This window comes from Chryseobacterium pennipullorum (assembly GCF_003384725.1).
In the GTDB taxonomy this organism is placed as follows: domain Bacteria; phylum Bacteroidota; class Bacteroidia; order Flavobacteriales; family Weeksellaceae; genus Chryseobacterium; species Chryseobacterium pennipullorum.
On sequence record NZ_QNVV01000013.1, the window covers coordinates 40,496 to 67,198 of the forward strand.

The window sequence follows — 26,703 nt, forward strand, 5'->3', positions numbered from 1 at the left end:
TTATTAACTTAAAAAATAAATAAAGTGCTGCAGTAAAGCAGCACTTTGCTTTAATTAAATCTGATTTTATTTAGAATACCGGAACTACAGAGTACTCCCCTGTGATATCATTGAAGTACACATCATAATTAAATGAACTTGTTAAAGGGATATTGGCACCTCCAATGGTTGTAACTCCAAAAAACTCCTGAGCAATCCCCCAACTTGTTGTCCAGTCATGATTAGCTCTGAACTTAAATTCTCCTTCATTCATTGCTACTTTTTTCTTCACCCAGATATGAGGATCAAAGGTTGATTTTTCTAAATCTACATCTGTATTCCAGTCTCCTGAAGCCGTTCCAATCATGGATATAGTAGTATAGGAAACTGTAGGGTCACTGATCGCCGTTAAAGTATACTTTAATGTATTGATATCAATGGTCAATTTATAATATCCAGCTGCAGCAACTGGAATATTGGAGGATCCCCCGCCCGCTAACAGACTACCTGCAGAAGCTCCCATTCCATATTGAGGATCCCACGATCCCGGATTCTGAATAAGCTTAAATCCACCTGCCGCAAAATATCCCGTGTAGGAATATATGCCTGCCGTGGCAGATTTTTGTAAAGGATAAAGTTTTGCATTGGTCGCAGAATTATCCCAGCCTCCAGCAGTAGCATCACCCACAAGATAAAGGTCAGTATAATTGTATACAGGTCCTAAGATATAAGGGGTCAGCGTAAGCATTAAGGTATTAGAATGATAATTTCCATATCCCACAGCAGTTTTTAACCGTACTTCTATCTGATTGGGTTCATTCCCTATCGCTCCCATGCTTAATAATAAGGTATTAAGCTGCTTATTGGTCATAACGAAAGGAGAAGTTGCCACATCTACAGTTTTACTGTTTTTAAAATTTTCGCCTTTAATTCCGAATTCAATTTTCGAAGAAGAAACGATAGGCTGATCAAATGCCGGTTTTGCCCATGTAAAAGTAATGGCTGTAGCATCCAGATGATCTTTATCCAAAATAACCTCAGTTTTATCTGATGATATTTTGCTCTGGGCAGTTTCAGTAAGCATCACCTGGTCATCCTCTGAACAGGAAATAACCAGAAAACCAATGAAGGCCAGTGTTAATATTTTAAAAAAATGTTTCATTTTTAGTTTCTGTTTGAGATTAGTAACCAGGATTTTGAGTCAAATTAGGGTTGGCAGACAAAGCTGTGTTTGGAATCGGGAATACATTATAATTGGCAGAAATTGCTGTTCCGTCTTTTACACCTCCTTTCCATGGCCATAAGTAAGTACCACCTGTAAACTTATCAAATCTGATAAGATCTGTCCTTCTCTGACCTTCCAGATTGAATTCTCTTCCTCTTTCCGCCAAGATAAAATCTAAGGTAAGATTACCTGCATTAATCTGGGAAGCGGTTCTTTTACCTCTTAATTCATTGATATAGGTTAAAGCTTGTCCTACGTTTGCTGTAGAAGCCCCTCTTATCGCACACTCAGCATAGGTAAGGTAGGCTTCTGCTAACCTGAATACTGGAAAATCTGATCCTGAAAAGTCTGTTGCTTCAGAATTCCCTGTTGTTCTCAGGTTTCTGAATTTCGTAGAAGGGTAACCATCTGTCCACGTTTTATAATCAGTCATTTCATATTGATGATCGGTCTGCCAGAAAAGCTTCCCTCTTTGATCCTGGGTAGCCGCCAAAGCCGAAGCACTGCCTCCATTGTAATCTGTAAGGCTGTTTCCAAACAACCCATACCAGGCTTTTGTGGCTCTGTGACCGCCCCAGCCGTCTCCTTTTATACCAAGAACGGCAGGATTCAGAGTAGATGGGCTACCTCCGGTGTTACCATTGATGATGTAGGTAGAGTTTCCATAACTCTGTGTTCCAATGGGATCCGCAATCAATGGGAAAATAACTTCAGATGAAGTATTATTATCTGCAGAGAACATTTTGACATAGTTGGTATCTAATGAGTATCCACCCTCATCAATTACTTTTTTAGCATACGTAGCAGCATCATTCCATCTTGCAGTACCTGTGTACACCTGAGCATTAAGATACAATCTTGATAAAAGCATCTGTACAGTAGCTCTGTTCACGTGGCCGTATTCTGTTGTTTTTGCGATGGTGGGTTCGATAGCAAGCAGTTCACCTTCCACATATTCAAAAAGTTCTTTCCTTGACGCCTGTCCTTTTGGAACCGGATTAGCAAGGTCTTTCTCTGTAACGATAACTCCTTTTCCGAAACAGTCGATCATATAGAAGTAAGAGAAAGCTCTGATAAATCTTAATTCACTGACATACTGTTCTTTGTTGTTAATATTTACTTTACCAAAAGCGTCAATCAATGCGTTAGCCTGAGGTACCGTATAATAGACCCTGTCAAAAAGATATCTGAAAAACTTATTATCAGCAGTCCATTTTGCTGTTGTAGTCAACTGGTCCAGACCATTGTCTCCCCATCTGTTTTTCATTCCGTCAGCAGTAAAATCCTGAAGATTGATGATTCCCCTTAGAAATACAGTTTCTCCTTTATCGTCTCCGGTAATATCTGCTTCTCCGGGTCCTTTCGCGCTGGACATAGATAAAGATGCATATACTTTAGCTACAAGACCATTGGCTGCATTAGGCTGAGATTCCAAAAGCTGTTCCAGGGTTAGAAGATATTCGGGCTCTGTATTCAGTTCATTCAGACATGAAGTAGTTGAAATCAATGCGAATGATAGTAGTATTATTTTTAATTTATTAAGTTTCATTGTATTCAAATTTAAAAATCAACATTTACTCCAAAAGTATATATTCTAGGACGTGGATAGAAGTTGGCATCTATCGCATTAAAATTTTCAGGATCCTGACCTACATAGTTATTGGTGATCACGAACGCATTATTAACAGAACCATAAATTCTTAATGTTGTCCCTTTGAACAGATTATCAAATCGATATCCTAATGTGATGTTTTCGCAACGTAGGAACGTTGCATCATGCAAGTTGTAGTCAGACAATGGCTCTGCACTTGCTTTGGAAGTAAAACGTGGATCTGCAGCTCCGCTGTAAAAATCGAGAACGTTGTATAAACTGTTACTGTTTACCGGGTTGGAAGCCTCAGTAAATCCTCTGTTTACTCTTGCAGCATAATAAACCTTACCTCCTAACTGTCCTCTGAAGCTGGCAGTCAGGTCAAAGTTTTTATAATTCACAGAAGTTCCGAACCCAAACGTCCATTTAGGTCTTAAAGGAACAAAAGATTTATCGTCATCATTGATGATTCCATCACCGTTTTGATCTACAAAAACACCAGGCAAGACTCTTCCATCGCTGTCATAAACCTGCTTGTAAACCCAGGCAGAGTACGGTTGTTGCCCGACCGCATGTTGTGCTAAAATGACTCCTGTCCCTGCAAAAGCCAGAGAAGATTCATTAGCTGCTACCTTATCTCTACCTCTAAGATCGTCTACATTTCCGATATTATACGCGATATTACCATTTAGATCCCAGTTAAAATCCTGCATTTTTACAGGAGTAGCATTAAAAGAAGCTTCGAAACCTTTATTGGTTAAGCTTCCTACATTATCGATGAATTGGTTGGTAAGCATCTGCCCAGACGGGAAAGGAACCTGTGCCAATAAGTCGGTTGTTTTTCTATAATAATACTCAATGGATCCAGACAATCTTCTGTTTTTGGTCCCGAAATCAATCCCGGCGTTATATGTTGTTGTTTTTTCCCAGGTAAGATTTGGATTATAGGCCAGCGCAGTATACAATTCCGGCAAAATCGCACCGTTGGCCAACACCGTCCTTGGGAAATAGAAATACCTGATATCTCCAATTTCATATAAGGGGCTGTATGGATAGAAACCGGCTGATCCAGTTATATCCTGCTGACCGGTTTTACCCCATCCTAATCTTAATTTTAATTCTGAGAAGCCTGAGTTTTCCATCCATTTCTCATCGTTGATCTTCCATGCGAAAGCAGCTGCCGGGAAGTGTCCCCATCGTTTGTTTGACGGGAAAAGAGAAGAACCGTCTGCACGGTAACTCAACGTGAATAAATATTTATTCTGTATGTCAATATTTGCTCTACCGAAGAATGATTGAATATTAAGAACATTCCGATAGTTATTGGCATATTTGCTATAAGGAGATTCTTCACGGATGCCGCTTGGGGAATCCATATTAAACAATTGTTTTGTTCCTTTATTGTCAAAATTCTGATAAGAATATCCTCCCTGAATATCGAACTTTGAAATGAATTTGTCATCGAATTTCTTGCTGTATGCCAGATAAGCATCCATCAGGCGATTGAAAATATTCTGATCTTCGCCATAGTTCAAACCGGGATTATACACTCCTCCTACGGCAACATCCCCCTGATAAACAGGTCTGTAAGACTGCAGTGCGTTGGCACCATATACTTCACGGATTTTCGCATAAGAAGATTCAGCTCCCAAATTCACAACGGCCCTTAAGTCTGGCAGAAAATGCATTTTATAATCGAGTTCAATATTTCCTAAGAATTTTTGCACTTCTTCAGGTCTTGTACGCTGCATTAATATAGCCACCGGGTTTCTGGCACCAGTCATTACATAACCATTAAAGGTTTGGTAGTAACTTCCGTCTGTATTATAGATCGGTTTTGTAGGATCTGCAGTAATTGCTCCGCCAATTGCACCTTCAGCATCAATTGTATTTTTCTTAGAAATAATATTCTTGATGTTAATATCTATTTTTAAATGATTATCAAATAAAGTCGGATTCAACTTCATTGAAGCGGTATACCTGTCGTAATCATTAGTCTTTACGATCCCCTGGGTATTATTATATCCAAATGAAAATCTTGCAGGAATTGCCTTAAACAGATTGGACCTGATACTCAAATTATGATCAGTGGATACTGAGGTTCTGAAAATCTCATCCTGCCAATTGGTATTGTACATGACTTGTTTTCCATTTTCTGTAACGCCCAGCATATTAGCATACGTTGGGTTATACTCATTCATGAATCTCTCGAAAGTAGGACCGTCCATGACATCAATAGTCTTGGCCACTTTACCAATAGAGACATTTCCACTATAGTTGATTCTCATTTTTCCGGAAGAACCTTTCTTCGTGGTGATGATAATAACCCCGTTGGAGGCTCTGGAACCATAGATGGCCGTAGCAGAAGCGTCTTTTAATATCGAAAATGATTCAATATCATTCGGGTTTACCAATGACAACGGATTGGATACCCCTGCTGGATTGGCCGAATCCAAAGGAACACCATCAATGACAATAAGCGGATTGTTATTAGCCGTTAAAGAAGCACCTCCCCGAATTCTGATATTGGGTTTAGAATCCGGCGCTCCGCCATCGCTGGTAATCCTTACACCCGGTGCTTTTCCATTGATCAGCTGGTCCGCAGAAACAATGGCACCCTTATTGAAATCTTTTTCGGAAACCGCAGTGACTGACCCTGTAAGGTCTGATTTCTTTTTAGCACCGTACCCAATAAGTACAACCTCCTCAATCTTTTTTTCCTGAGGAATGGTGTCTTTGGTCTGCGCGTGCATTACTGTGCTGGCCAGTAAAAAAGCAGGCGCTATTTTTAATACCGTTGTAAAGTTCTTCACAATCTTATTTTTATAGTTTCGTTTTCGTTGTATTTTGGCTTCAAGCCAGTTTTGCAATTTATAAAAAAAATAGAATTATCATAAAATTAATATAATTTAAGATAAAATTATGTATATTACGATACCCCAATAGATTAATAATCTAATGGTCAATATTTTAAACGATCCTATGTTTTGCATAATATAAACTTGAGTTTAACATAAAGTTAAACAATTGTTTAACTTTATTTCATGTTCAGCCTGCCAAAAAGGGCAGAAACATCTTAATAAGTCTACTCATAGCGGTATTCAAGAGATAATCCTTATCTTTGCAGATAAAACTTTAGTATAAATGTCAAACAGAAAGATGATTACGGCAGCTTTGCCTTATGCAAACGGTCCGGTTCATATAGGACATTTGGCAGGTGTTTATATTCCTGCGGATGTTTACGCTAGATTTCAGCGGAGGTTAGGAAAAGATGTCGCGTTTATCTGTGGATCGGATGAACATGGAATTCCTATTACCATAAGGGCTAAAAAAGAAGGAGTTACCCCTCAGGATATTGTCGACAAATACCATGAGATCATTAAGAAATCTTTTTCGGATCTTGGAATTTCTTTTGATGAATATTCCCGAACAACGTCTCCAAAACATTATGAGACCAGCCAGGATTTCTTCAAGGTTTTATATGATAAGGGAAAATTTACCGAAGAAATTTCTGAGCAGTATTTCGACGAACAGGCAGGAGAGTTCCTTGCTGACCGCTATATTGTAGGAACATGTCCGAACTGTGGCAACGAAAATGCTTATGGTGACCAGTGTGAGAAATGTGGTTCTACGCTTTCTCCTTCAGAACTGATCAATCCTAAATCAATGCTCAGCGGAAACGTTCCTGTTCTTAAAGAAACAAAAAACTGGTATCTTCCATTAAATGAATATGAAGACTTCTTAAATGAATGGATCATTGAAGGCCATAAAGACGATTGGAAACCCAACGTATATGGACAGGTTAAATCATGGCTGAATGACGGCCTGAAGCCTCGTGCCATGACGAGAGATCTGAACTGGGGCGTTCCGGTGCCCCTTCCCAATGCAGAAGGAAAAGTATTGTACGTATGGTTTGATGCTCCTATCGGGTATATCTCTTTTACCAAAGAATGGGCTGAGAAAAACGGAAAAGACTGGAAAGATTACTGGCAGAGCGAAAACAGTGACCTGGTACACTTTATTGGAAAAGATAATATTGTATTCCACTGTATTATTTTCCCTGCGATGATGAAGGCCCACGGCAATTATATCATGCCGGCAAATGTTCCTGCTTTTGAATTCCTGAATCTTGAGAATGATAAAATTTCAACTTCAAGAAACTGGGCGGTATGGGCGCATGAATATGTTGAAGACTTCCCGGGTCAACAGGATGTTTTAAGATATGCTTTGCTTTCTTCAGCTCCTGAAACAAAAGATAATAACTTTACATGGAAGGATTTCCAGACTAAGAATAATTCTGAGTTGGTAGGGATCTTTGGAAACTTTATCAATAGAGTTGCAGTTCTTATTCATAAATATTACGATGGGGTCGTACCGCAAGGAGATATTAACAGTCCTGAACTGCAAGAAATCACCAAATCGGCAAAAGAGATTTCCGGATTTCTGGAAAATTATGAATTCAGAAATTCTTTAACGGCATTGATAAACCTTGCCCGTTTTGGAAACCAATATCTTCAAACGGAAGAGCCATGGAAAACGATTACAAATAGTCCAGAAAAGGCTGCTCAATCATTATTTGTTGGAGCACAGATCGCTGTAGCATTAGCTCAGTTATGTGAACCTTTTATGCCTTTCAGCTCCGAAAAACTTTTGAACATGTTCAATGTTGAAAAGAAAGCATGGAATGATATTGAAACTCAACCTGTTTTAATAGAAACGGGTCATAAGATCAATGAAGCATCTCTCCTTTTCTCAAAAATTGAAGACAGTGTGATCGATGCTCAGATTCAAAAGCTGGAAGACACTAAACAAAACAATAAAAAGACAAACCCTAACGCCAACCCAATGAAAGAAGAGATCACTTTTGATGATTTTACTAAAATAGACCTTAGAACAGCAACGATTACAGAAGCTGAAAAAGTAGAAAAAGCAGATAAATTATTAAAACTGACTGTTGATACAGGAGTAGACGTAAGAACTGTAGTTTCAGGAATTGCAGAAAGTTTCACTCCGGAAGAACTTATTGGTAAGCAGGTAATGATTTTATTAAATCTTGCGCCAAGAAAAATCAGAGGAATTGAATCTCAGGGAATGTTGTTGCTAACGACAAAGCCAGACGGAAAATTATCTTTCGTAACACCGGACGACAGCAATGTTGAAAACGGTATTGAGATCGGATAACCCCTTCATTTATGAAAGGCATCCTACTCTTTTTTGTTGTATACTCATCAATTTCAAGCGCACAAAAGCTTGAATATTTACCGATAAGTAAAGATCAATACGGAGCAGAATGGAGCTATTCGTTTGACAAAAAAACTACTGATGGCTTCTATTCCTGGGTTAAAGTGGTATACACGGCAACAGAAAACCCAGACACAGAATCTACAGAATATTTTGTAGAATTTAAATGTTCAGATAGAACAATGTCTGATGAGATTGTTAAAATCAAATTCAGAGATCAGAAATATCAGATTGACCGTAAAAAAATGCCGTTCAGATCCATTCTGGAGAAGAGTATTTTTAATCCGCTGTTAGAAAAATTTTGTAAATAGAAATAAGAGATCGCCCTGGTGGCGGTCTTTTTTTATGATCAGAATGATCAATCCATTTTTAATTTTATCTTTGCAGCCATGATTATGGTCAACAAGGGTGCTTTAAGAAAGCTGTCCAACGTAGAATTAGAAAAGTATTTAAAAGAAGACAGTGGCTTTATTCCGGAAGCAGTACAGATGGCCTTTGAAATCCTGGAAGAAAGAGGAAGGTATTTTACGGCACAGGAAAAAACTGCCGTTCAGCAATTCATAGAGCGCAAAAAGGAAGCAGAAGAATCAAAATCCAGAGAGGAAAAAGAACTTTGGAAGGATCATGTGACGGAAGATCCCAATGCCATTAAGCTTTATTCAAGAACGACCATTTTTATAAGCAGTATTCTGTTCAGTACTATTCCTGCGGCCATTCTGCTCTCCCTGAATTTAATCAAGCTAAAAAAGTATTTCGCTGCGGTTCTGACGCTGATGTATGGATTTCTTTTTTTCGTTTTGCAAAAATACGTTCTGTTATCCCATTTTGAGATTGGTTCATCTCCACGATATAGCCCGGAAATAGGCGTTATTGGTGCTGGAGCACTGGGGTTCATTGTCCTTTGGGTCTTAGCGATTCCAGAAAAATTACCATACCGCCAAAAACCGTATGTTCTTCCTATTATTTTATGTGCCGGAACTGTTGTTCTGATGTATTTTTACTTTCCGGAATGGTTCTCTCATTATCCATTTGTAAGAAGCATGCATTTACTCAGACAATAATCAGGAGCTGATTCCCGCTATCCACTTTTACTCCTCGCGCCAAAGCGGTCACTCTGAAGTGTCCATCCTATGCTGTGGGGTAACCGTTTCTATCGGGGCTAGAAGAAGTACAAAAAAACAAAAATTGTCATCCCATATAGAATGACAATCTATTATTTTTGAAATTACTTCGGTTTCAGTTCACAATGATCACCCAGTCATTATTTCTTTGTCAGTTTCGCCAGGTAAGAATCCTCATCCTTCAAAACTCTTTCTATTTTAAAGCCGTTATTTTTAGCTGCATTTCTCAAAGTATTGAAATCAAGGTACAGCCAGGTAATCGGCTCTTCAGATTCCCCTTTATAATGCACCACATAATCTAATTCTCCATAGTATCCACCGGCAGGAATATACACTCCCCCATCTTTATCGCGGTCGAACATATACAAAATATCTGTACTGTCGATCAAGATTTGTCCGTTTTCATTTAATAACGAATGCAGCTTCTGAAGGTAGGTATCAATTTTTGCCAGGCTTTCAAAGATTCCCGTCCCATTCATCAGCATCAAAATGGTATCAAAGGTTTCTCCGGAGAAATCAAGCATATTTTCACAAACCGCATTTTCAATTCCTCTCAGCTTACAGACTTCAATAGATTTGGGCGAAATATCTAATGCCCAAACGTCGAGGTTCCTTTCATTCTGAAGATACAGAGCATGAGAACCTGCTCCCGCACCAATATCCAAAACTTTTCCTTCGGATAACTGCAGTGCTTTCTGCTCAATGGCATTCATCTCTTCAAAATCTCTGAATAAATAATCCACCGGAAGTTCATCCAGTTCGGAAATTGACGTTTCGGTCTGCAGATCTTCAGGATTTTCTTGATGGTAATAATCCCAGATCGCTCTGCCCATTAAATCTTTCATATGGCAAAGATAAGCGTTAGGGAGGCAATGTTCAAAGTTTTTTGTTGGGGGCGGATTGCGGGTTGGTACTGGATGCTTATTGCAGGTTGCTAGTTTATTATGTTGCAGGTTGCTTTTGTTAGGGAAATGGTGCGGTGGTAGTTGCTGGTTTAATTTGTTGCTGGTTGCTTGGTCACCCATAACTTTACCCATTAAACTCTCCAATCCTACAACCTGCTATCTAGCAACTAGCAACCACCACCTATCATCTATCTTCTATCTTCTATCATCTATCAACTAACAATTAGCAATTAGCAATTAGCAACTAGCAACTAGCAACTAACAATTAGCAACCAACGACCTGCCATCTAGCAACTAGCAACTAGCAACCAACCATCTATTAACTAACAACCAGTACCATCAACCAACCTCTCACATCACGTTTTTACCTAAACCGAATTTGTAGAAATATTTAATAGACCGGACCCGGAATCTCAGAGATTTTTGTCAGCTTCCTGAATGTTACGATGACTAATCTTCAATGCCCTTAGAGGCCACAGAATCTTTAACGATCCACCTAAAAACGTAAAATCCCGACCTTTGAGGTAAGGCCCGGGATTTTACTAGTGAAAAACAAGGTATCTTCTATACTGCCGGTCCGGCAGCGTCTTTTATTTCTTCCAACAATTGTTTTCTTTCGCGAAGTCTCCTTCTTGCAATGACAGATTTACCGCCCAATACTCTTACGAATCTCAAATACTGGAATCGCTTTGCTCCGAAATGATGGGTGAAGACATAAAATAATACTCCAAACCCAACCAGGATGATATATCCGAAAATCTTTTTACTGGCTATAATAATCGCATTGAGCTGTATTGCCTTCATATTGGCAGCAACATTCTGGGGAGTCACCGTCATTCCGTCCATATAAACGGCCAGGTCTCCGATTGCAGTAACCTGAAAACGATACTGGAACCATGAATAAAGGGTGGAAAAAATACCGACAGCAAGAAAGGTTCTCCACACCAATACAAGCCCGATAGCAGCAAGCATTTCATCCATCTCAAGTTTATCCAGGGTGTAAAACCACACGGAAATAAATAATGAACACATTCCATAGCCTTTTAAGAACATGGGTAAATACCAATTGTCATAGCTGAATTCCAGCACCATAGAAAAATACATGATAATGGCATATCCCATCATTCCTGCGAACCCTGAAAAAATATACATTTTCAGCGGTTTTTCTTTTTTGAACCAAAATACAGCAATGGCACCAGCTAATACAATTCCGGGAATCATCATGACACTCAATTTTGCATTGGTCAGCTGATCATATCCCAGCACTCCCACTGCAAAGGTGTTCTGAATAGAGGCTGTTCCTAAAAACATCCCCAGCCAGAACAACATAAATAAACCGTGCTGGACGTTGTTTTTTGTAAATATTTTGAATGAAAGATAAGGTCTCTTTAAGGTCAGCTGGCGAATGGACAGTAAGGCAAAACTTACAAAAGCTGCAATACTGGCATTCATGATATTCTTTGAGTTGAACCAGTCCTGCTGTCTTCCGAACGCATACACATATGCTGAAAACATAAAGGTGGATACGAAAAGCAGGATGCTCAACCAGTCGATATAATGTAGAGGAACCTTCAGTGCAAAGTATTTGTTATGCATGAAAACCCAATGGATCAATGCCAGAATAAAACATAACACTGAAGTAAATAGGTAATATTGCTGCCAATTGTACAAAAGTGAAAATTCAGCAGAATAGTACACTGCAACCTGATTCATCACCAAAACAAATGTATAGAATAGCCCATAAAACATTCCACGGTTTCCAATCATTGTCATCAGCGGCAGAAAAAGTTCTATGGTAATCATCATTTTTATAAATCCTATTACCAGAGCAGTACATACAAAAACCATGGGCTGTAAGGTCGTTGCATTCATATAGTTTAGTAATCCTAATAGAACCAGCAGCAGAACCATCTTATCCCTTACCTTGAATCTCATTTTAATCCTGATCACAACAGGCATACAAGCCCCCATTCCGATGGTAGTAGCATAATTGGCCCACATAAAATATTCCGTCATTGCGCCGGTACCACTTACCAGACTGCTGATATTCCCTGTATATACTCCACCGATCGGCATCACTGCGGCAAGCAGCAACACAATCAGCAGGAGCTGTACGGGTTTGGGTACCCAGTCACTATATAATCCTTTGTTGTACATGTTTTTTAAATAGATGTCAGATTTCAGATAGTAGATGTCTGATGCCAGCCTGTCCGGAATCTGGTATCCTTCTTTCTTTTTAGTCTTTATTAATATTCACGTTCATGTTCATTCCCGCACTCAGTTTATCCAAGTCTTCTTTTTTATTGGAAGCAGTAAATTCTATTCTTACTGGAATTCTTTGCTGAACTTTGATGAAATTTCCGGTAGAGTTATCGGTAGGTACACTGGAATATCTTGATCCGGTCGCAGCAGAAACTGCGGTCACGACTCCCTCAAACGGCTGGCCGCCCAGCGCATCAGCTGTCATGGTTATTTTCTCACCCACTTTGATGTTCGGCATCTGGCTTTCCAGGAAATTAGCCGTTACCCATTTCTGACCGTTCAGAACGATGGTAGCGACCTGCTGTCCCGGTTGGATCAGCTGTCCCTCAGAAATGGTACGTCTTCCCATGATCCCATCATAAGGTGCTGTAATCACTGTATAAGACAGATTAATTCTTGCCATATCCAGCGCAGATTTTGTTCTTTTGATCTCTGCATCATTAATTCCCAGTTTGCTTTTCACTTCTGTCGTAGAAAGACTGGCAGATTGCTTTTGGTTCACCAGGGTTTCATATGCAGCCTTTTGGGCGTCATATTCGGTTTTTACCTGATCATATTGCTGTCTTGTTACCGCTTCAGCAGACAGAAGGTTCTTGTACCGGTTCAGATTCTGCTCCGCATTCCAGAGTCTGGCTTTTGCACCGGCAATATTGGATTCCATCACACTAATATTGTTGGAAACCGTGTTCACTGATGAACCTGTCGCCGTTTTCTGAGCCATAGCATTCTGATAGGCCGCTTCAGCCTGTCCCAGTTGCGTCAGGATTTCACGGTCATCCAGTATCACCAGCGTATCCCCTTTTTTTACCCTCTGATGTTCTATAAATTTAATTTCCTTGATATAAGCAGAAACCCTGGTATTGATCGGATTGATAAACTCTTCCACCTGTGCGGCTTCTGTATAGGTTTTGCTTCCGATATGGAAATATTCCCGGATCAGCCAGAATAATCCGAATCCGATCACCAGAAAAACGATGATATTAGATAAGATGGCTCTGATCTTATTGGTTTTATTTTTCTTTTTTTTATCTTCTCCGCTGGATTTTGCCTGCGTCTGAGTAGTATTTTGAGTAGTTTGTTCCTTGTTTTCCATTGTGTTGATTTTCAGTTTTAAATTAAAGTGTTCCTGTCGATTTCAAAAGATTATAGTATTGGTACAGAACATTGATTTCAGCGTTGGCATAATCCAGTTCAGCCTGCAATTTCTGATTCTGTGCATCGATCATTTCAGCTTGTACCGCCAGTTGATTCAGATACTTGGCTTCGGTAATCTTATAGTTTTCTTCCGCCAGTCTTTTGGAATCGTTCAGGATATCAGCCTGCTGAATGGCCTCCTGGTATTTGGTATACGCTGCATTGACTCCCATATCTACATTTTGCTGTACCAGAGTCATTGCGTCATTAGCCTGGTTCTTTTGCAGTTCACCTAATTTTACTCTTTCTTTGGTCTTATACAGGGTATCAATATTATAACTGAGAGAAACACCTGTCTGCCAGCCTCCTGAATACATATCCAGGACCGGATTTCTATTCGTAATCGGTCTTTGCAAGCTATATCCTCCAAATCCCGCCAGCGTAGGCATGTTATCTGTTTTGATAATTTCAATATTCTTGTCAGCCACATCGATATTCTTCTTTGCAGATTTCAATACCGGATTGCTCTCATGTGCCAAACCTGCATAATAGTCCATTCCTATACCCGATTCTTTGTTCTCTAAGTCCTCTGTAGGAATAATTTCAGTGTCAGCAGGCAGCCCCAAAGCAATATTTAAATTATAATTAAGGATTTTTTTGTTGTTCGAAAGCGTCAGGATCCCCTGATCCAGATTTTTAATCGCAAGCTCGCCACGGATGACCTCATTTCTCGTGACCATTCCCTGCTGATAAAATTTCTGAATATTTTTAAGACGTTCCTGGGCCAGAGTCTTATTGTTCTGAAAAACTTCTTCCTGATTGATGATCTTATAAACATCCAGGTAATTTGAAATCACCAGAAATTTTACATCCTGCTTATTTTTCTCCAGATCAAGTTCTGAAAGCTGCTCACGGAGCCCCGCCATTTCAATAGACTTATTCACCAGTCCTCCTTTGAAGATCAGCTGAGTAGCCTGTACTGCGTAAGAACTTCCGTAATGTGGCATCGGAACCTTAGTAGAATTGGAAAAATCTTTATCGATGGCTACAGCGTCTCCTAAATAGAACTGACTTGTAGAAGCCGTTATCGTAGGCAGTTTCTGAAGTTTTACAACATTTGTATTCTGCTTGGCAATATCAATATTCTGAGCGGAAACTTTCAGCTGCTGATGATTTCGAACAGCAAGTTCCGCCACCTCACCTGCGGTCATCTGTTTGATCTGTTGCGAAAAAAACAGCGCAGGAAAAGCTGCTATCAGAACTGATAGTGCTGTTTTTATTTTCTTTGTCATTGTACCTTGTTTTACAGATGCAAAGTTAGGCCAACCACAAAATCAATCAAATGTTTGATTATTGGAAAAAGATGTTCAAATGTAGGATTAGCTTTCAAACTGGTGTCTGTATTGTCTGGGACTCACTTCAAGATGCTTCTTAAAAAAGTGGGAAAAAGAGTACTGATCACTAAAGCCAAGGATAGAAGAAATCTCGGAAACCGTTTTTTTAGACGAGTTTAGAAGCACTTTTGCTTCATTCATTACAATGAGTGAAATAATGTGACTTGCCGTTTTCCCGGTGACCTCCTTCACGACAGAGGATAGATGTCTGGTTGTAATGGACTGCCGTTCTGCATAGAATTCTACAGATCTCTCCGTGAGATGATAAGTCGCCAGATCTGTCAGAAACACAAAAACAATTTCTTCCTGTCTTGACATCTGATTCATCGAATTGTTATCTTCTTTGGAAATGATTCCGGCCATCTGATAGCAGAAAACAGAAAACAGATGTTCTACCATTTCTTTTTTGTAGAGCATTTCTGTTTCGGAATCCAGGATGTATTTCAGAAAATTCACGCTTTTCCAGACCACCTCCATTTCACTTTCCGGAAAAGGCACTCCTCTATTCATCTGTTGCCTGAAATAACGGTAGGTGATAAGTCTGTTGAATTTTAAAGAAAGAGCCGAAATAAATTCCCTTTTGTAGGAAACCATTCTGGACTGAAAATCGTCGCTTACAGAAACCACCTCATAAATGGTCTGAGGATCTGTTACCATAAACATGTTGGCAGAAAGTTCAAGATCGCTGAAATGCTGTCTCAGCTTAATTGTTCCTGTTTTAATAAAAATAAAAGCCGGATTATCAGGCCGGAAAGGCTTATCGACAGCAATTCTCTCAAAGATATTGCGTTGCGTAAAGATTTCAACTCCGAACTTTTCTAAAGCAGACATAACACAAATGTAAGCAATCTTGCCAGCGAATACAAAATTTTATTATTTTAGCATTTACCAAATTCCTAGTCTTTATGAGAAAGGTTGATCTATTATTTGCAGAATATAGTAAAAGCCATAGAAACGCCACCAACAAGTTCATCCATTGGATCTGTGTTCCCTTAATTTTCTGGGCCATCCTTGGGTTTACATCTCTTGTTCCTTCGCCTCATTTCTGTACATCTTATTTTGGATGTCTCAGCACAGTAAGTCTTATTGTTATCCTGTTGGCCACTTTATTTTACATCAGGCTTTCTTTTCTGATCGGAATAATGATGATCTTTGTCATGATGGCCCTGGAACATCTTATTTACCTTACCAATATCAGCTTGGGGAAACAGTCATGGATCGTTTATCTGAGTATTTTTGCTATCACCTGGATTTTTCAGGTGATCGGCCATAAGAGAGAGGGAAAAAAAACTTCTTTTCTTAAAGATATTCAGTTAATGCTGATCGGGCCCATCTGGCTGTTGGGTTTTATCTTAAAGAAAACAGGAATCAGATATTAATTTCCATGTGAACAACCATGATTCTACAGATATAAACGTATTTTTTATATTTTTTTTGTGATTTTGTAATTTTCAAGCATGGTTTTTGATAACATTCACAAAAAACAATCATGAAAAATATAGTTTTGGCATTATCCTGTCTTCTTCTCATCCATTGCAACAAATCCGGAGTTGCTGAACACTCTGTAAAGGCTGATCTGTTTGAGGTCATTTCTGAAGATGAGCCGATATCACCTGTTGCTCCTCCCAATGCCGTTTCCGAAAAGCTGGCTCCAGATAAAGGGTATGAAACTTTATCTTCTGTTTCAAAAAAAACGGATACCCTATCCAAAAAGATCATCAAAAATGGGGATATGAAAATTCAGGTGGGAGATATTAAAAAATCTCAGAGCCAGGTGAATGCGATTTTAAAAAGCAACAATGCGTATATTCAGAAGGAAGATTTTCAAAATACAGATAGGAGTGAGAATCTTAATCTGACGGTCCGGGTTCCCCATAAAAATTTTGATGTCCTTGTGAATTCATTTTCAGACGGTGTGGGGTCTGTGCTGTCAAAGAATATCTCGTCCGATGACATGACCGAAGAATATACTGACATCTCTATAAAACTCGCAAACAAAAAAATCTATCTTGAGAAGTACCGTGACATGCTTAAAAGCGCCTCTACAACAAAAGATATGCTCGAAATTCAGGAGAAAATCAGGGGGCTTGAAGATGAAATGGATATTGCGGAAGGCAGGCTCCGTTTTATTGATGACCGGGTGAATTACAGCACACTGTACATTAGCTTATATAAAGAAAAAGTAAGAAGCTCCGCCACATCAAAAATAGGATTCGGAAGCCGCTTTATAGACTCTCTAACCGAAGGCTGGAACTTTTTCGTAGGTTTTCTCCTTGGAGTCGTCTCTCTTTGGCCTTTCTTTTTATTAGTTCCAGTTGTCATTTTTCTCTGGAAAAAATGGAAATCACGAAAAGCTAAACCATAAAAATATACAAAATCCGGATACCCTGAGTATCCGGATTTTTATTGCATTATCATGCATTCTACTTATTAAAATAATCTTTTACTGTTTCCAGTACTTTTTCATCGGACATCTGCTGCGACGTATCCAGGGTGATCTTAAGATCCCTGAACTGGGCGGTATCATGCAGAAAGTGTTTAAATTCTTCCTGCGCTACTCCCGGTCCTGTAATATATACTTCCTGAGAATTGGTCAGCAAACGTTCGACTTCTTTAAAAAACTTGTTCCTGTTCGTAATCTGGGCATTATTCCCTGCATTCTCACTGGAATTTCCATGTTGTATTTCCGCTTTTACGGGATTACATAAAAAAAATTCCGATACCGTCTGTGCATCGTGGTTTTTGGCTACAATCGCCTTTTCTGTATCCATCCAGATTCCTGCTAATTTTTTATCAGACATAATAATTTATTTTGGTGATGTGTCATCAAAAACAAGAATAATGCAATTCGGGTGTTAAGGGCTGTTAAATGTTTTCATGCGATCAAAAAAAGGAGAAATCCAGGCAGACGTTAGGGCGTTATATATGGCTGTTTATGTACAATCCTGCTATGACCGCAGATCTTTTTCTGCTTAAAAATCTATTTTCCAAGCACAAATACGGCCGGAATTTTATGCAGTTCCGGTTTCTGTTTCTGCCAGTCTTTAATAGATTTAGTTTTAATAAATTCATGTTCCGGATCATTGATGTTTGCGGCAATACATAGTTTTGTATTGGGCGACAGAAATTTACAGAGATCTTCAATAAGCTGATTGTTCCTGTATGGGGTTTCCATGAAAATCTGGGAATAGCCGGTCTTTTGCACCAGTGCTTCAAGGTTCATCATTTGCTTCTTCTTCTCCCCTTTATCAATCGGGAGATAGCCATGAAAGGTGAACTCCTGCCCGTTGAACCCACTGGAAATCAGAGCCAGAATAATAGATGACGGCCCTGAAACAGGAAGCACCCTGATGTTTTTCTCATGGCACCATTTAACGATAAGGTTTCCCGGATCTGCAATACACGGCAATCCTGCTTCTGACAGCAGCCCGAAGTCCTGTCCTTTCAGCATGAGCTCCTGAGCTTCTTTGATATCGGCGTTCTCTGTATATTTATCAAGCAGGAACAATTTAAGATCAGCCTGTTTTTTTTCAGGTGCAAAGAACTTAACAACCTTTCGGGCTGTTTTTTCATTTTCGACGAAAAAGTAGTCCGTTTGCATAATATACTCCTTTATCACTGGCGAAAAATGAGTGATAGAGGTATTTTCCGAAAGGTAAGCTGGAAGTAAAAAAAGCATTGTATTATTTTTTTGTTCTTTCTTTTAATGAAGGTTGTGGGAAGTAATTTGTAAGATCCATGGAAAAGGTTACGGAAGTGATTTTCCAGGCTCCGTTGATTTTCATCAACGTCCAGATTTCTTTTCCCCAGTTTTCCATTTTTCCATCATACCAAAAACTGTAATCGAAATTGGCAGAAGCTACCGCTCCGTCTTCAATGATCTTAATATTGTCAAATTTTTCCTCAGATTTCTCGTCTTTAAAGCTTTTAATAAAAGCTTTATAATCGTCAGCAAAATAATATTCTGCCTTGGGATTCTTTTCCAGACGCTTAGCATGTGTTCTGTCTCTGTAAATTCCCGTCCATAGTACCGGTTCCTGAAATAAGGACAAATACTGAGCTTCATTTCTTGTTTTAATACTTTCCATAAAGTCATTCATTACTTTAAGTATTTCGGTTTCATCCTTGGTTTGAGCCAAAGAGAAATTAAAACTAAGCACCCATAGTAAGAGTAGTTTTTTCATGATTATGATATTAGGATTTGGTTTTTGATAGCATTACATCCTTTATCCAATAATTGATATACCTTTTCAAAATCATTCATATCTCCCCAATAAGGATCTGGAACTTCAGCATTTTTGTGATCTCCCAATACCTCCAGAAACAGGGAAACTTTCTGGCGTTCTTCTTCATTTTCTGTCTTGGAAATTACGTCTTCAAACACGTCAATATCCATACAGTAGATCCTGTCAAATTTTTTAAAGTCTGATCTGTTAATGGGTCTTGATCTCTGCCCTGATATATCTATTTGGTGGTTGGCTGCTGTTTTTACTGCTCTTTTATCGGGATGCTCCCCTTCATGCATGGAAATAGTTCCTGCAGAATCCACTTCAAATCCTTCAGGCACTTTTGTTTTCATAATACCTTCCGCCAAAGGGCTTCTGCATATATTTCCCAGACATACCATCAATATATTCATAGACTATTGTTTAAGATTGGAAAAATCAAAGTATAGGTTTCTTTATATCCCACAAAACTAAATAAAAAATGAAGAATACTTCTATTCTTCATTTCAATTTTATGTTAGCTTACAGAATTATTGTTTGATTCTTTCCGTAAGGTCTTTTACGTATTTTTTGATCTCTTTATCAATTTTGGATACATCTTTTATGGTATCACAGGCATACATAACCGTCGAGTGATCCTTTCCTCCCATTTCTTCACCAATCTTAGTGAATGTAGAATTGGTAAATTCTTTTGAGAAATACATAGCCAACTGCCTTGGCAAAGCGATTTCTCTTTTTCTGGTCTTGGAAAGCAGCTGTTCTTTTTTGATACCAAAATAGTCGCATACCACTTCCTGAATATAAGGAATATTGATGATTTTTTTCTGGTTGGCCGCAATTCTGTTGATGGTTTCCTTCAGCAGCTCAAGGCTTAAGTCTCTCTTATATACGGTAGAATAAGCGATCACAGAGTTGATTACCCCTATTAGCTCTCTTACATTGGTTTTGGCCTCCGCAGCAAGGAAATCAAGCATATCCCCCGGAAGAACAATTCCGTCTCTGCTAAGTTTATCTTCAATGATCTGTCTTCTTGTAGAAAGATCCGGAGATTTTATTTCTGCAGAAAGACCCCATTTGAATCGGGAAACAATTCTGTCCTGAATATCCATGATATCTGCAGGTGCTTTATCTGAAGTAAGGATAATCTGTTTTCCATTTTGATGAAGGTGATCAAAAATATGGAAGAAGCTGTCCTGAGTAGCTGATTTACCGGACAGGAACTGAATATCATCAATAATCAGAACGTCCACCATTTGATAAAAATTGGCAAATTCCGTCTGCTTATGTGCTTTGGCAGCAGAGATAAACTGTTGTATAAACTTTTCTGAAGACAGATACAAAACTACTTTATCAGGAAACTGGTTTTTTACTTCAAGTCCAACAGCCTGGCCAAGGTGGGTTTTTCCTACCCCATAACCACCGTACAAAAATAACGGGTTAAATGCAGTAGCACCAGGTCTTTTAGCGATAGATCTCGCTACAGTCGCTGCAAATTTATTACTTTCCCCTTCTACATAACTATCAAAAGAATAGTCCGGTTTCAGGTTAGAATCTATATTTACTTTTCTAATTCCAGGGACCACAAAAGGGTTTACAATATTAGCTGAAAATCCTTGTGGCATTGTTTCCTGTGTTTTAGGAGTAGGAACGCTTTGTCCCTTCATATTCATGGTAACGGGCTTTTCTTCGCCTTTTGGTCTGTTTTCCATAACAGAATACCATAATTTCACTCCTTTTCCTATATTTTTCTTCAGGGCAGCAGAAAGTAAGGACAGATAATTGTCCTCTATATATTCCTTGTAAAAATCACTCGGTACGATCAATGTAAGGTTGTTAGCGACTAACGAAAGTGGCTGCACCTTATCAAATAACATATCGAAAGATTTTTCAAGTTTTTTCAGGTCAGAATTATCTTCAGCTGCGTTGAGATTATCGCGCATAAACTGAAGGCACTTCTGCCATATCATCATTAAATTGTCATCCATTTTTATGCCCTGATTATTCTTTGTTTGTACTGTTTTTAGAAGGAAGACAAAGGTCTAATTTTTTCTTTTCAAAAAAAAATATTGCAGGTATTGATTATTTAAAAATATATTTGTATGTATAATTTAATACCTAAAATGATACACACAACCCACTCAATACGAGTACGTTACGCAGAAACAGATCCCATGAAATATGTATACTACGGCAACTATGCCGAGTACCTCGAAGTAGGCCGGGTTGAACTGTTCCGAAGCATTGGAATTTCATACGATGAAATTGAAAACCAAGGAATTTGGCTGCCGGTTTCAGAGTATAAAATCAAATATATCCGTCCCGCCTTGTATGACCAAAAGTTAGAAATTCATACGATTGTAAAAAAAATTCCGGGGGTAAGAATTGAATTTGAATATGAAATTTACAATGAAGAGCATATTAAAATAACAGAAGCTTCCACTACTCTATTCTTTTTGGATGCAAAAACCAACAAAGTCATCAAGTGTCCGGAGTTCCTGATGGAAATGATTGAGAAGAACTGGAAGGAATAGATGACAGGTTATAGGTTATAGGTACAGGTTATAGGTTATAGGTTGTAGGGATTAAAGCAAATATCGATGATAATGTCAATGGTGAATTTTGGAGGTGCGCCAAGAACAAAGAACAAAGAACAAAGATTCAAGATTCAAGAGCCAAGAGCCAAGATAATGACAACGTAATAGAACCAGCAACAAAAGAAACCAGCAACCAGCAACTTATAACCCGTAACATTAGTCTAAAAACTTTGAAGTTTGAACTCTGTTTATGAATTAATTCGCACCTTTGTACCTTTATTTTAATCATCCCTTATATTATATATTATGAAGATTGCATTTTTGGGCCCTCATGCGAGTTTTACCCAGCTTGCCACGGCACAGCTTTTTCCGGACGGTGAGCTGATGCCGCAAGCCAGTATCCTGGACTGCTTCACTGCCGTAGAAACAGGAGAGGCAGCAAAGGCTGTAGTGCCTTTGGAGAATTCCATTGAGGGAACCGTTTCAATGACGCTGGATTATTTATACAAAACCCCGTCCATTAATATTGAGGCTGAAGCCGTGATGCCTATAGCCCATCACCTGATGATTCATCCGGAGAATTCTGTTGAAGACATCGATAGAATATATTCTCACCCACAGGCTTTAGCACAAAGCTTTCATTTTCTGGATACCCATTATAGAGGAATTCCCAGACAGGATTTTTCATCCACAGCAGCAGCCGCAAAATATGTTTCAGAGAATAAAGACCTCAGGATAGCAGCCGTTGCCAATCAATATGCAGCAAATCTATATGGTTTAAAGATCATCAACCGCAATATTCAGGATTTTGAACAAAACCACACCCGTTTTATTATCATATCCAGGCAACAAAGCAAGTACGATAACAGCAAGCTGGAATTTTTGGGCGAAAAATCAGGAATGCTTATCACTCTTCCGGAAGATCATCCCGGCGGCCTGCATCAGGTATTATCCGTTTTTGCCTGGAGAAAGATGAATCTCAGCAAGATTGAATCCAGAACTTTAAAAACAGGGCTGGGAAATTACTTTTTCTTCATTAATGTAGAAGGCCCATGGGAAGAAGTGCTGCATGGAAACGCTCTCAAAGAACTGGAATCTATCCATGCGGACGTCGATTTCCTTGGAAACTATAGAGAATTTCTTCTAGAGAGTTAAAAAAATCAACAAATATTAGGTAATTTATCCATAACACTGCTGTAAAAGCAGTGTTTTTTTTATTTTTTTTTCGCAATAACAACCTAGTTAGCAACCCGTTATAATACATCAAAAATAACCCACCAAAAAGGGAGAATTATCCTTGGTAACGCCCTCACAGACATAGATTTGAGAATAATAACTCGTAAAGTTATTATAAAGTAATATATGTTAAAATATAAACATATGTTTAAAAATAATTTACCATAATTACGTTAAAATTAAAGATTCCATAACTATCAATATAAATTTTGCGTATATTTGTTTTATAACTAATTAAAATCTTGATCATGAAAACTAAACTTTACAGCTTACTGTTGGCATGTGCAACTTTACCATTATTTTCGCAAGTTGGTATCAATACTACAACTCCATCTGCAACTCTAGATGTTAACGGAACTATGAAAATTCGATCTCTTCCTTCTACTCCATCACTACCGGGTTATCAAATTTTAGGAGTCAATGTGGGAACTGCTCAGCTTTTCTCAGTAGATCCTTCTCTGTTAAATGGTGGGTCAGGTACCAACACATCGGTGTATGCTGCTAAAAAAACCACCGGAATCAGTCTTCTTTCCGTAGGTATTTTTGGAGATTTCAAACCCGTTAACTTTCAAGCAGCCGAAAGAACTGTAGGTAGCGCTGCCTTATTTAATGATACGACTTCATCGTACACCATCCCATCAGACGGAGTGTATGCCGTAGCCTATGCATTCCGTTTCGGAACAGGACTACAGGCGTCTTTATTAAGTGGAGGTACAGGTATCGGGATCACCAGAACGCGAGGAGCCGGAGCTGGAGTCACCACATTAATAGACTCCCGTACTTTCAGTGGGGTTAATCTTGTAGTGGCCAGTTTGACCATATCGGATACCTCTATCAATTCATTATATTCTTTTCAGGCAGGCGATAGAATTGCTTTTGGTTTTATAGATCCGGGTATTAACCTGTCTCTATTATCAACCAGTGTTACATCATTCTATATTTACAAAGTATCAAACTAGTAAAACATATTGTTAGTTATCTATACCATTAGCCCATCACACCACTGTGATGGGTTAATTTTTAAACAGCATATAAAACATTTCCTCTATATTTGGCAAAAACTATGAAATGAATGAAATTCTTGCGGTCATATTAATTATAGTTATCATCATCATTTTCAACAACCTGAATGCTAAAATCAGAAAACTTGAGAAGGAAGTATCAGACCTTAGTGCCAAAATCAACAGAACTTCCTCCCAGGAAGAAATGATTCATGAAAATATTCCGACTGATAAAACGGTCATTTTTCAACAGACAACAGCTCAGGAAATTCAGACCCGGGAAAGTTCACAAAGTGATCACAAGACTCCATCAACTTCTCCTCAAAAAGACAGGCTGGGTCCTGTTCTTGATTTTCTTAAGCAGAATGCCCTTACCATCATCGGCATTTTCACTCTCGTTTTAGGAATTGGCTACTTTGTAAAATATGCCATTGACAAAAACTGGCTCGGTGAAACGGCAAGAGCAGGAATAGGTCTCTGTACAGGAGCAGGAATTATTATCATCGGGCATTTCCTGAGAAAAAATTATGCGGTATTTGCTTCTATAATTACAGGAGGCGGGATTGCCGTATTGTATTTTACAGCCACCATTGCCTTCCGGGAATACCATCTTTTCAGTCAAAACACCGCCTTTGTTATCACGAGTATCATTACCGTCATTTCAATACTCCTATCCTATTATTATAAAAGTGAAGTTTTGATCATCTTTTCATTGCTCGGGGGATTCTCAGCTCCGTTTATGATCAGTACAGGCCAAAGCAATTACCTTTTCCTTTTTATTTATCTGAGTCTTTTAAACATGGGAATGCTTGCCGTCACATTTCTTCAGCACTGGAGAAGCGTGGGCTGGACAGCTTATATTTTCACAAGCCTGTATCTTCTGTACTGGACCTCTGAACAGCCTGAACTTTTAAGCATTCTTTTTTACCTTATCAGCTACGTCATTTTCTATATTTTTGCGCTTCAGGATTATTTCAGGAAAAATATACTTTCAGTAGCGGATATCCTGATGCTTGCTTTGATTAATTTCACAAGTATTATCGGACTGGTCTATACCTTCCGCGAATTAGGCTATGAACCTGTCATCATTTTTCCTGCAGCTTTTGCAATCCTCAATATTTTCTTATTTTTAAGGGAATACGGAAGAAAAAACTTTGGAATTTCCTATTCTGTATTCGCAGGAATAACCGTCAGCCTTATCACAATAGCTGTTGCGCTGCAGTTCAAAACCCACCTCATCACCAGTGTCTGGGCGATAGAAGCGACCCTGCTGCTCTTTATATGGAAAAAAACCGGGCATACAATTTTCAAAACATGCTTTTATGTTCTTTTCCCGTTAGTTATTCTTTCGCAGATAACAACCTGGACCCAATATCTTGACACTCATACTCTCAGCGTTATATTTAATCCTGTATTTTTAACAAGCATGGTGACTGTTGCTTCAACGGTGATTAATCTATATTTATTAAAAACTCAGGAAGACACAAAGCAGAAAGAGGGTTACTTTTTGGAAAACCTTATTACCATTGTCAGCTTTGGTATTATCTATACGGCTTTGCTACTGGAAATCATCTACCATATTTATGATAAGCCGTGGGCTGCGGTTACCGCAGTAGGATTGCTGTTCAGCATCTTTTATATTTTTGCACTTCTGCTTTTCAGGAAAAAAATAGGCATCAACAACGAGCTGCAGGTGGCACTCATTTATCTTTTTCTGTTATTGATCACCATCAACACTTCAGTTTCAGCCTCTTCTGTGGTCAGTGCAATCTTATCAAAGAAACTGCAGTCAGTATTCTATTATATGCATCTGCTTCAATGGATTCCTTTTATATATGTATACTTAGCCATTATTCCTTCTTCAGGATTTTATAAAAGTAAAATATCATACTGGGCGTTATGTATTGCTTTTATTACAGCTATAAGTAGCGAATTTCATCATTTATACGTTTTAACCGCAAGCCATGATGTCATTCATTCTTATAAGGTAAAGGAACATTTCAACATTCTTTATCTGCCCATTATATGGACCGTGCTGGCCAGCGTATTGATCTATCTTGGTCTAAGAAAGAATATTCAGGAATACAGCAAGATTGGATTCGTCCTTGTAGGTGTTACCATTTTGAAGCTTTACACTTATGATGTATGGCAGATGGATAATATATCAAGGATAAGCGCCTTTATTGCATTGGGAATAATCTTGCTGTTAAGCTCTTTCACCTTCCAGCGATTAAAAAATATCATCAGAAATATGGTTGATAAAAAAGATAATAATGAAGAAAGCAAAGACCTATAATAGCAACAAAAGTTTTTATCGATAAGCAAAATGTAAAACAATCCAAGAATTGATTCACATTTTATAAAAAATAACTATATTTATCACGTTTTTAACAGTTACAACTTTTGATTATGAAAAAATTACTCTATTCTTTTTTAATACTGTCCTCCGCTACTCTATTTGCACAAAGTTCTGCTGTAAAGTTTGCAGTTGCTGACAATGCCATTGGAACCGTAGACATGTTCAATGCACGCAAATCTGTAATGCAGGTTTTAAAAGTTTACAACAGTGCAGCAAGTCTTCCTCAGAACCTGAAAAAATACAGTTCTGTTTTCACAAAAGGGGTTACAGAATATAAATTCAAAAACGGACAGAATGTTCTGGACAGAATATCACTGGCTGATCTTAATGCCCAGCATAATATTCCGGGAGATACCCCCGTTTTCATTGAAGGACATGAGTTCACGGATACTTCTACCCTGGTGTACGGAGAGTTGCTTGCAAAAGTAGAGTCAAAAGATCACAACGGAAAGAAAACTTTATTTATTTCTGCTTCAAGATAGAGCCTGAAATCAA

23 protein-coding genes are annotated in these 26,703 nt (G+C 38.6%); 10 read left to right on the plus strand and 13 right to left on the minus strand.

The features are described from left to right. Window positions 1-70 precede the first annotated feature (70 nt). Genes DRF67_RS14255 through DRF67_RS14265 form a run of 3 tightly spaced genes read right to left on the minus strand, consistent with a single transcriptional unit; the run spans window position 71 to window position 5,608 of the window. Complete coding sequence (locus DRF67_RS14255; protein WP_115928966.1) at window positions 71-1,141, minus strand: SusF/SusE family outer membrane protein; 1,071 nt, start codon at window positions 1,139-1,141, stop codon at window positions 71-73. Between the two features lie 19 nt (window positions 1,142-1,160). After that, entirely contained in the window at window positions 1,161-2,753 is a 1,593-nt protein-coding gene (locus tag DRF67_RS14260; RefSeq protein ID WP_115928967.1) for a RagB/SusD family nutrient uptake outer membrane protein, read from the minus strand. An 11-nt stretch (window positions 2,754-2,764) separates the two neighbouring features. After that, window positions 2,765-5,608 carry a SusC/RagA family TonB-linked outer membrane protein gene (locus tag DRF67_RS14265; RefSeq protein WP_123912751.1) on the minus strand — a complete coding sequence of 948 codons (2,844 nt, stop codon included), beginning with the start codon at window positions 5,606-5,608 and terminating at the stop codon, window positions 2,765-2,767. Window positions 5,609-5,939: 331 nt separating this feature from the next. Between DRF67_RS14265 and metG the strand changes: the two genes are divergently transcribed. The 3 genes from metG to DRF67_RS14280 are packed head-to-tail and all read left to right on the plus strand — an operon-like array spanning window position 5,940 to window position 9,097. Continuing rightward, window positions 5,940-7,976 carry a methionine--tRNA ligase gene (metG, locus tag DRF67_RS14270; RefSeq protein WP_115928969.1) on the plus strand — a complete coding sequence of 679 codons (2,037 nt, stop codon included), beginning with the start codon at window positions 5,940-5,942 and terminating at the stop codon, window positions 7,974-7,976. An 11-nt stretch (window positions 7,977-7,987) separates the two neighbouring features. Beyond that, window positions 7,988-8,347 carry a hypothetical protein gene (locus tag DRF67_RS14275; protein WP_115928970.1) on the plus strand — a complete coding sequence of 120 codons (360 nt, stop codon included), beginning with the start codon at window positions 7,988-7,990 and terminating at the stop codon, window positions 8,345-8,347. 18 nt (window positions 8,348-8,365) lie between these two features. Beyond that, window positions 8,366-9,097, plus strand: coding sequence for a hypothetical protein (locus tag DRF67_RS14280; RefSeq protein WP_115928971.1), 732 nt, complete (start codon window positions 8,366-8,368; stop codon window positions 9,095-9,097). 200 nt (window positions 9,098-9,297) lie between these two features. Here the strand turns inward: DRF67_RS14280 and DRF67_RS14285 are convergent, their stop codons facing one another. The 5 genes from DRF67_RS14285 to DRF67_RS14305 all read right to left on the minus strand — a co-directional run bounded on the left by DRF67_RS14285 (window position 9,298) and on the right by DRF67_RS14305 (window position 15,683). Continuing rightward, on the minus strand, window positions 9,298-10,002 hold the full coding sequence (locus DRF67_RS14285; RefSeq protein WP_115928972.1) for a class I SAM-dependent methyltransferase: 705 nt from the start codon (window positions 10,000-10,002) through the stop codon (window positions 9,298-9,300). Window positions 10,003-10,626: 624 nt separating this feature from the next. Further along, on the minus strand, window positions 10,627-12,219 hold the full coding sequence (locus tag DRF67_RS14290; RefSeq protein ID WP_115928973.1) for an MFS transporter: 1,593 nt from the start codon (window positions 12,217-12,219) through the stop codon (window positions 10,627-10,629). A 79-nt stretch (window positions 12,220-12,298) separates the two neighbouring features. After that, a complete protein-coding gene (locus tag DRF67_RS14295; RefSeq protein ID WP_115928974.1) occupies window positions 12,299-13,417 on the minus strand; it encodes an HlyD family secretion protein in 1,119 nt (372 codons plus the stop codon). Window positions 13,418-13,439: 22 nt separating this feature from the next. Then, a complete protein-coding gene (locus tag DRF67_RS14300) occupies window positions 13,440-14,750 on the minus strand; it encodes a TolC family protein (protein WP_115928975.1) in 1,311 nt (436 codons plus the stop codon). Between the two features lie 87 nt (window positions 14,751-14,837). Next, on the minus strand, window positions 14,838-15,683 hold the full coding sequence (locus DRF67_RS14305) for a helix-turn-helix domain-containing protein (protein WP_115928976.1): 846 nt from the start codon (window positions 15,681-15,683) through the stop codon (window positions 14,838-14,840). A 74-nt stretch (window positions 15,684-15,757) separates the two neighbouring features. On the opposite strand from DRF67_RS14305, the gene DRF67_RS14310 reads away from it, so the two are divergent. Together DRF67_RS14310 and DRF67_RS14315 are read left to right on the plus strand one after the other, a co-directional pair. After that, window positions 15,758-16,231, plus strand: coding sequence for an Mpo1 family 2-hydroxy fatty acid dioxygenase (locus DRF67_RS14310; RefSeq protein WP_115928977.1), 474 nt, complete (start codon window positions 15,758-15,760; stop codon window positions 16,229-16,231). Between the two features lie 110 nt (window positions 16,232-16,341). Next, window positions 16,342-17,217 (plus strand): DUF4349 domain-containing protein, encoded by an 876-nt coding sequence (locus DRF67_RS14315; protein ID WP_115928978.1) that lies wholly within the window; start codon window positions 16,342-16,344, stop codon window positions 17,215-17,217. A 58-nt stretch (window positions 17,218-17,275) separates the two neighbouring features. On the opposite strand, the gene DRF67_RS14320 is transcribed toward DRF67_RS14315, so the two are convergent. The 5 genes from DRF67_RS14320 to dnaA form a co-directional block, all read right to left on the minus strand. Continuing rightward, window positions 17,276-17,653 carry a hypothetical protein gene (locus DRF67_RS14320; protein ID WP_115928979.1) on the minus strand — a complete coding sequence of 126 codons (378 nt, stop codon included), beginning with the start codon at window positions 17,651-17,653 and terminating at the stop codon, window positions 17,276-17,278. Window positions 17,654-17,832: 179 nt separating this feature from the next. After that, window positions 17,833-18,531, minus strand: a complete 699-nt coding sequence (locus tag DRF67_RS14325; protein WP_115928980.1) for an SAM-dependent methyltransferase — start codon at window positions 18,529-18,531, stop codon at window positions 17,833-17,835. Window positions 18,532-18,535: 4 nt separating this feature from the next. After that, window positions 18,536-19,036: a nuclear transport factor 2 family protein gene (locus tag DRF67_RS14330; protein WP_115928981.1), complete on the minus strand. Its 501-nt coding sequence runs from the start codon at window positions 19,034-19,036 to the stop codon at window positions 18,536-18,538. A 2-nt stretch (window positions 19,037-19,038) separates the two neighbouring features. Then, entirely contained in the window at window positions 19,039-19,491 is a 453-nt protein-coding gene (locus DRF67_RS14335; RefSeq protein WP_115928982.1) for a low molecular weight protein-tyrosine-phosphatase, read from the minus strand. Between the two features lie 117 nt (window positions 19,492-19,608). Beyond that, window positions 19,609-21,063, minus strand: a complete 1,455-nt coding sequence (gene dnaA / locus DRF67_RS14340) for a chromosomal replication initiator protein DnaA (RefSeq protein WP_115928983.1) — start codon at window positions 21,061-21,063, stop codon at window positions 19,609-19,611. 135 nt (window positions 21,064-21,198) lie between these two features. On the opposite strand from dnaA, the gene DRF67_RS14345 reads away from it, so the two are divergent. From DRF67_RS14345 to DRF67_RS14365, 5 genes are all read left to right on the plus strand, one after another. After that, window positions 21,199-21,609, plus strand: a complete 411-nt coding sequence (locus DRF67_RS14345) for an acyl-CoA thioesterase (RefSeq protein ID WP_115928984.1) — start codon at window positions 21,199-21,201, stop codon at window positions 21,607-21,609. Window positions 21,610-21,918: 309 nt separating this feature from the next. Beyond that, complete coding sequence (pheA, locus tag DRF67_RS14350) at window positions 21,919-22,767, plus strand: prephenate dehydratase (RefSeq protein WP_115928985.1); 849 nt, start codon at window positions 21,919-21,921, stop codon at window positions 22,765-22,767. Window positions 22,768-23,096: 329 nt separating this feature from the next. After that, window positions 23,097-23,807, plus strand: coding sequence for a hypothetical protein (locus DRF67_RS14355; protein ID WP_115928986.1), 711 nt, complete (start codon window positions 23,097-23,099; stop codon window positions 23,805-23,807). A 109-nt stretch (window positions 23,808-23,916) separates the two neighbouring features. After that, a complete protein-coding gene (locus tag DRF67_RS14360; protein WP_115928987.1) occupies window positions 23,917-26,145 on the plus strand; it encodes a DUF2339 domain-containing protein in 2,229 nt (742 codons plus the stop codon). A 113-nt stretch (window positions 26,146-26,258) separates the two neighbouring features. Further along, a complete protein-coding gene (locus tag DRF67_RS14365) occupies window positions 26,259-26,690 on the plus strand; it encodes a hypothetical protein (RefSeq protein ID WP_115928988.1) in 432 nt (143 codons plus the stop codon). Window positions 26,691-26,703: the final 13 nt, after the last annotated feature.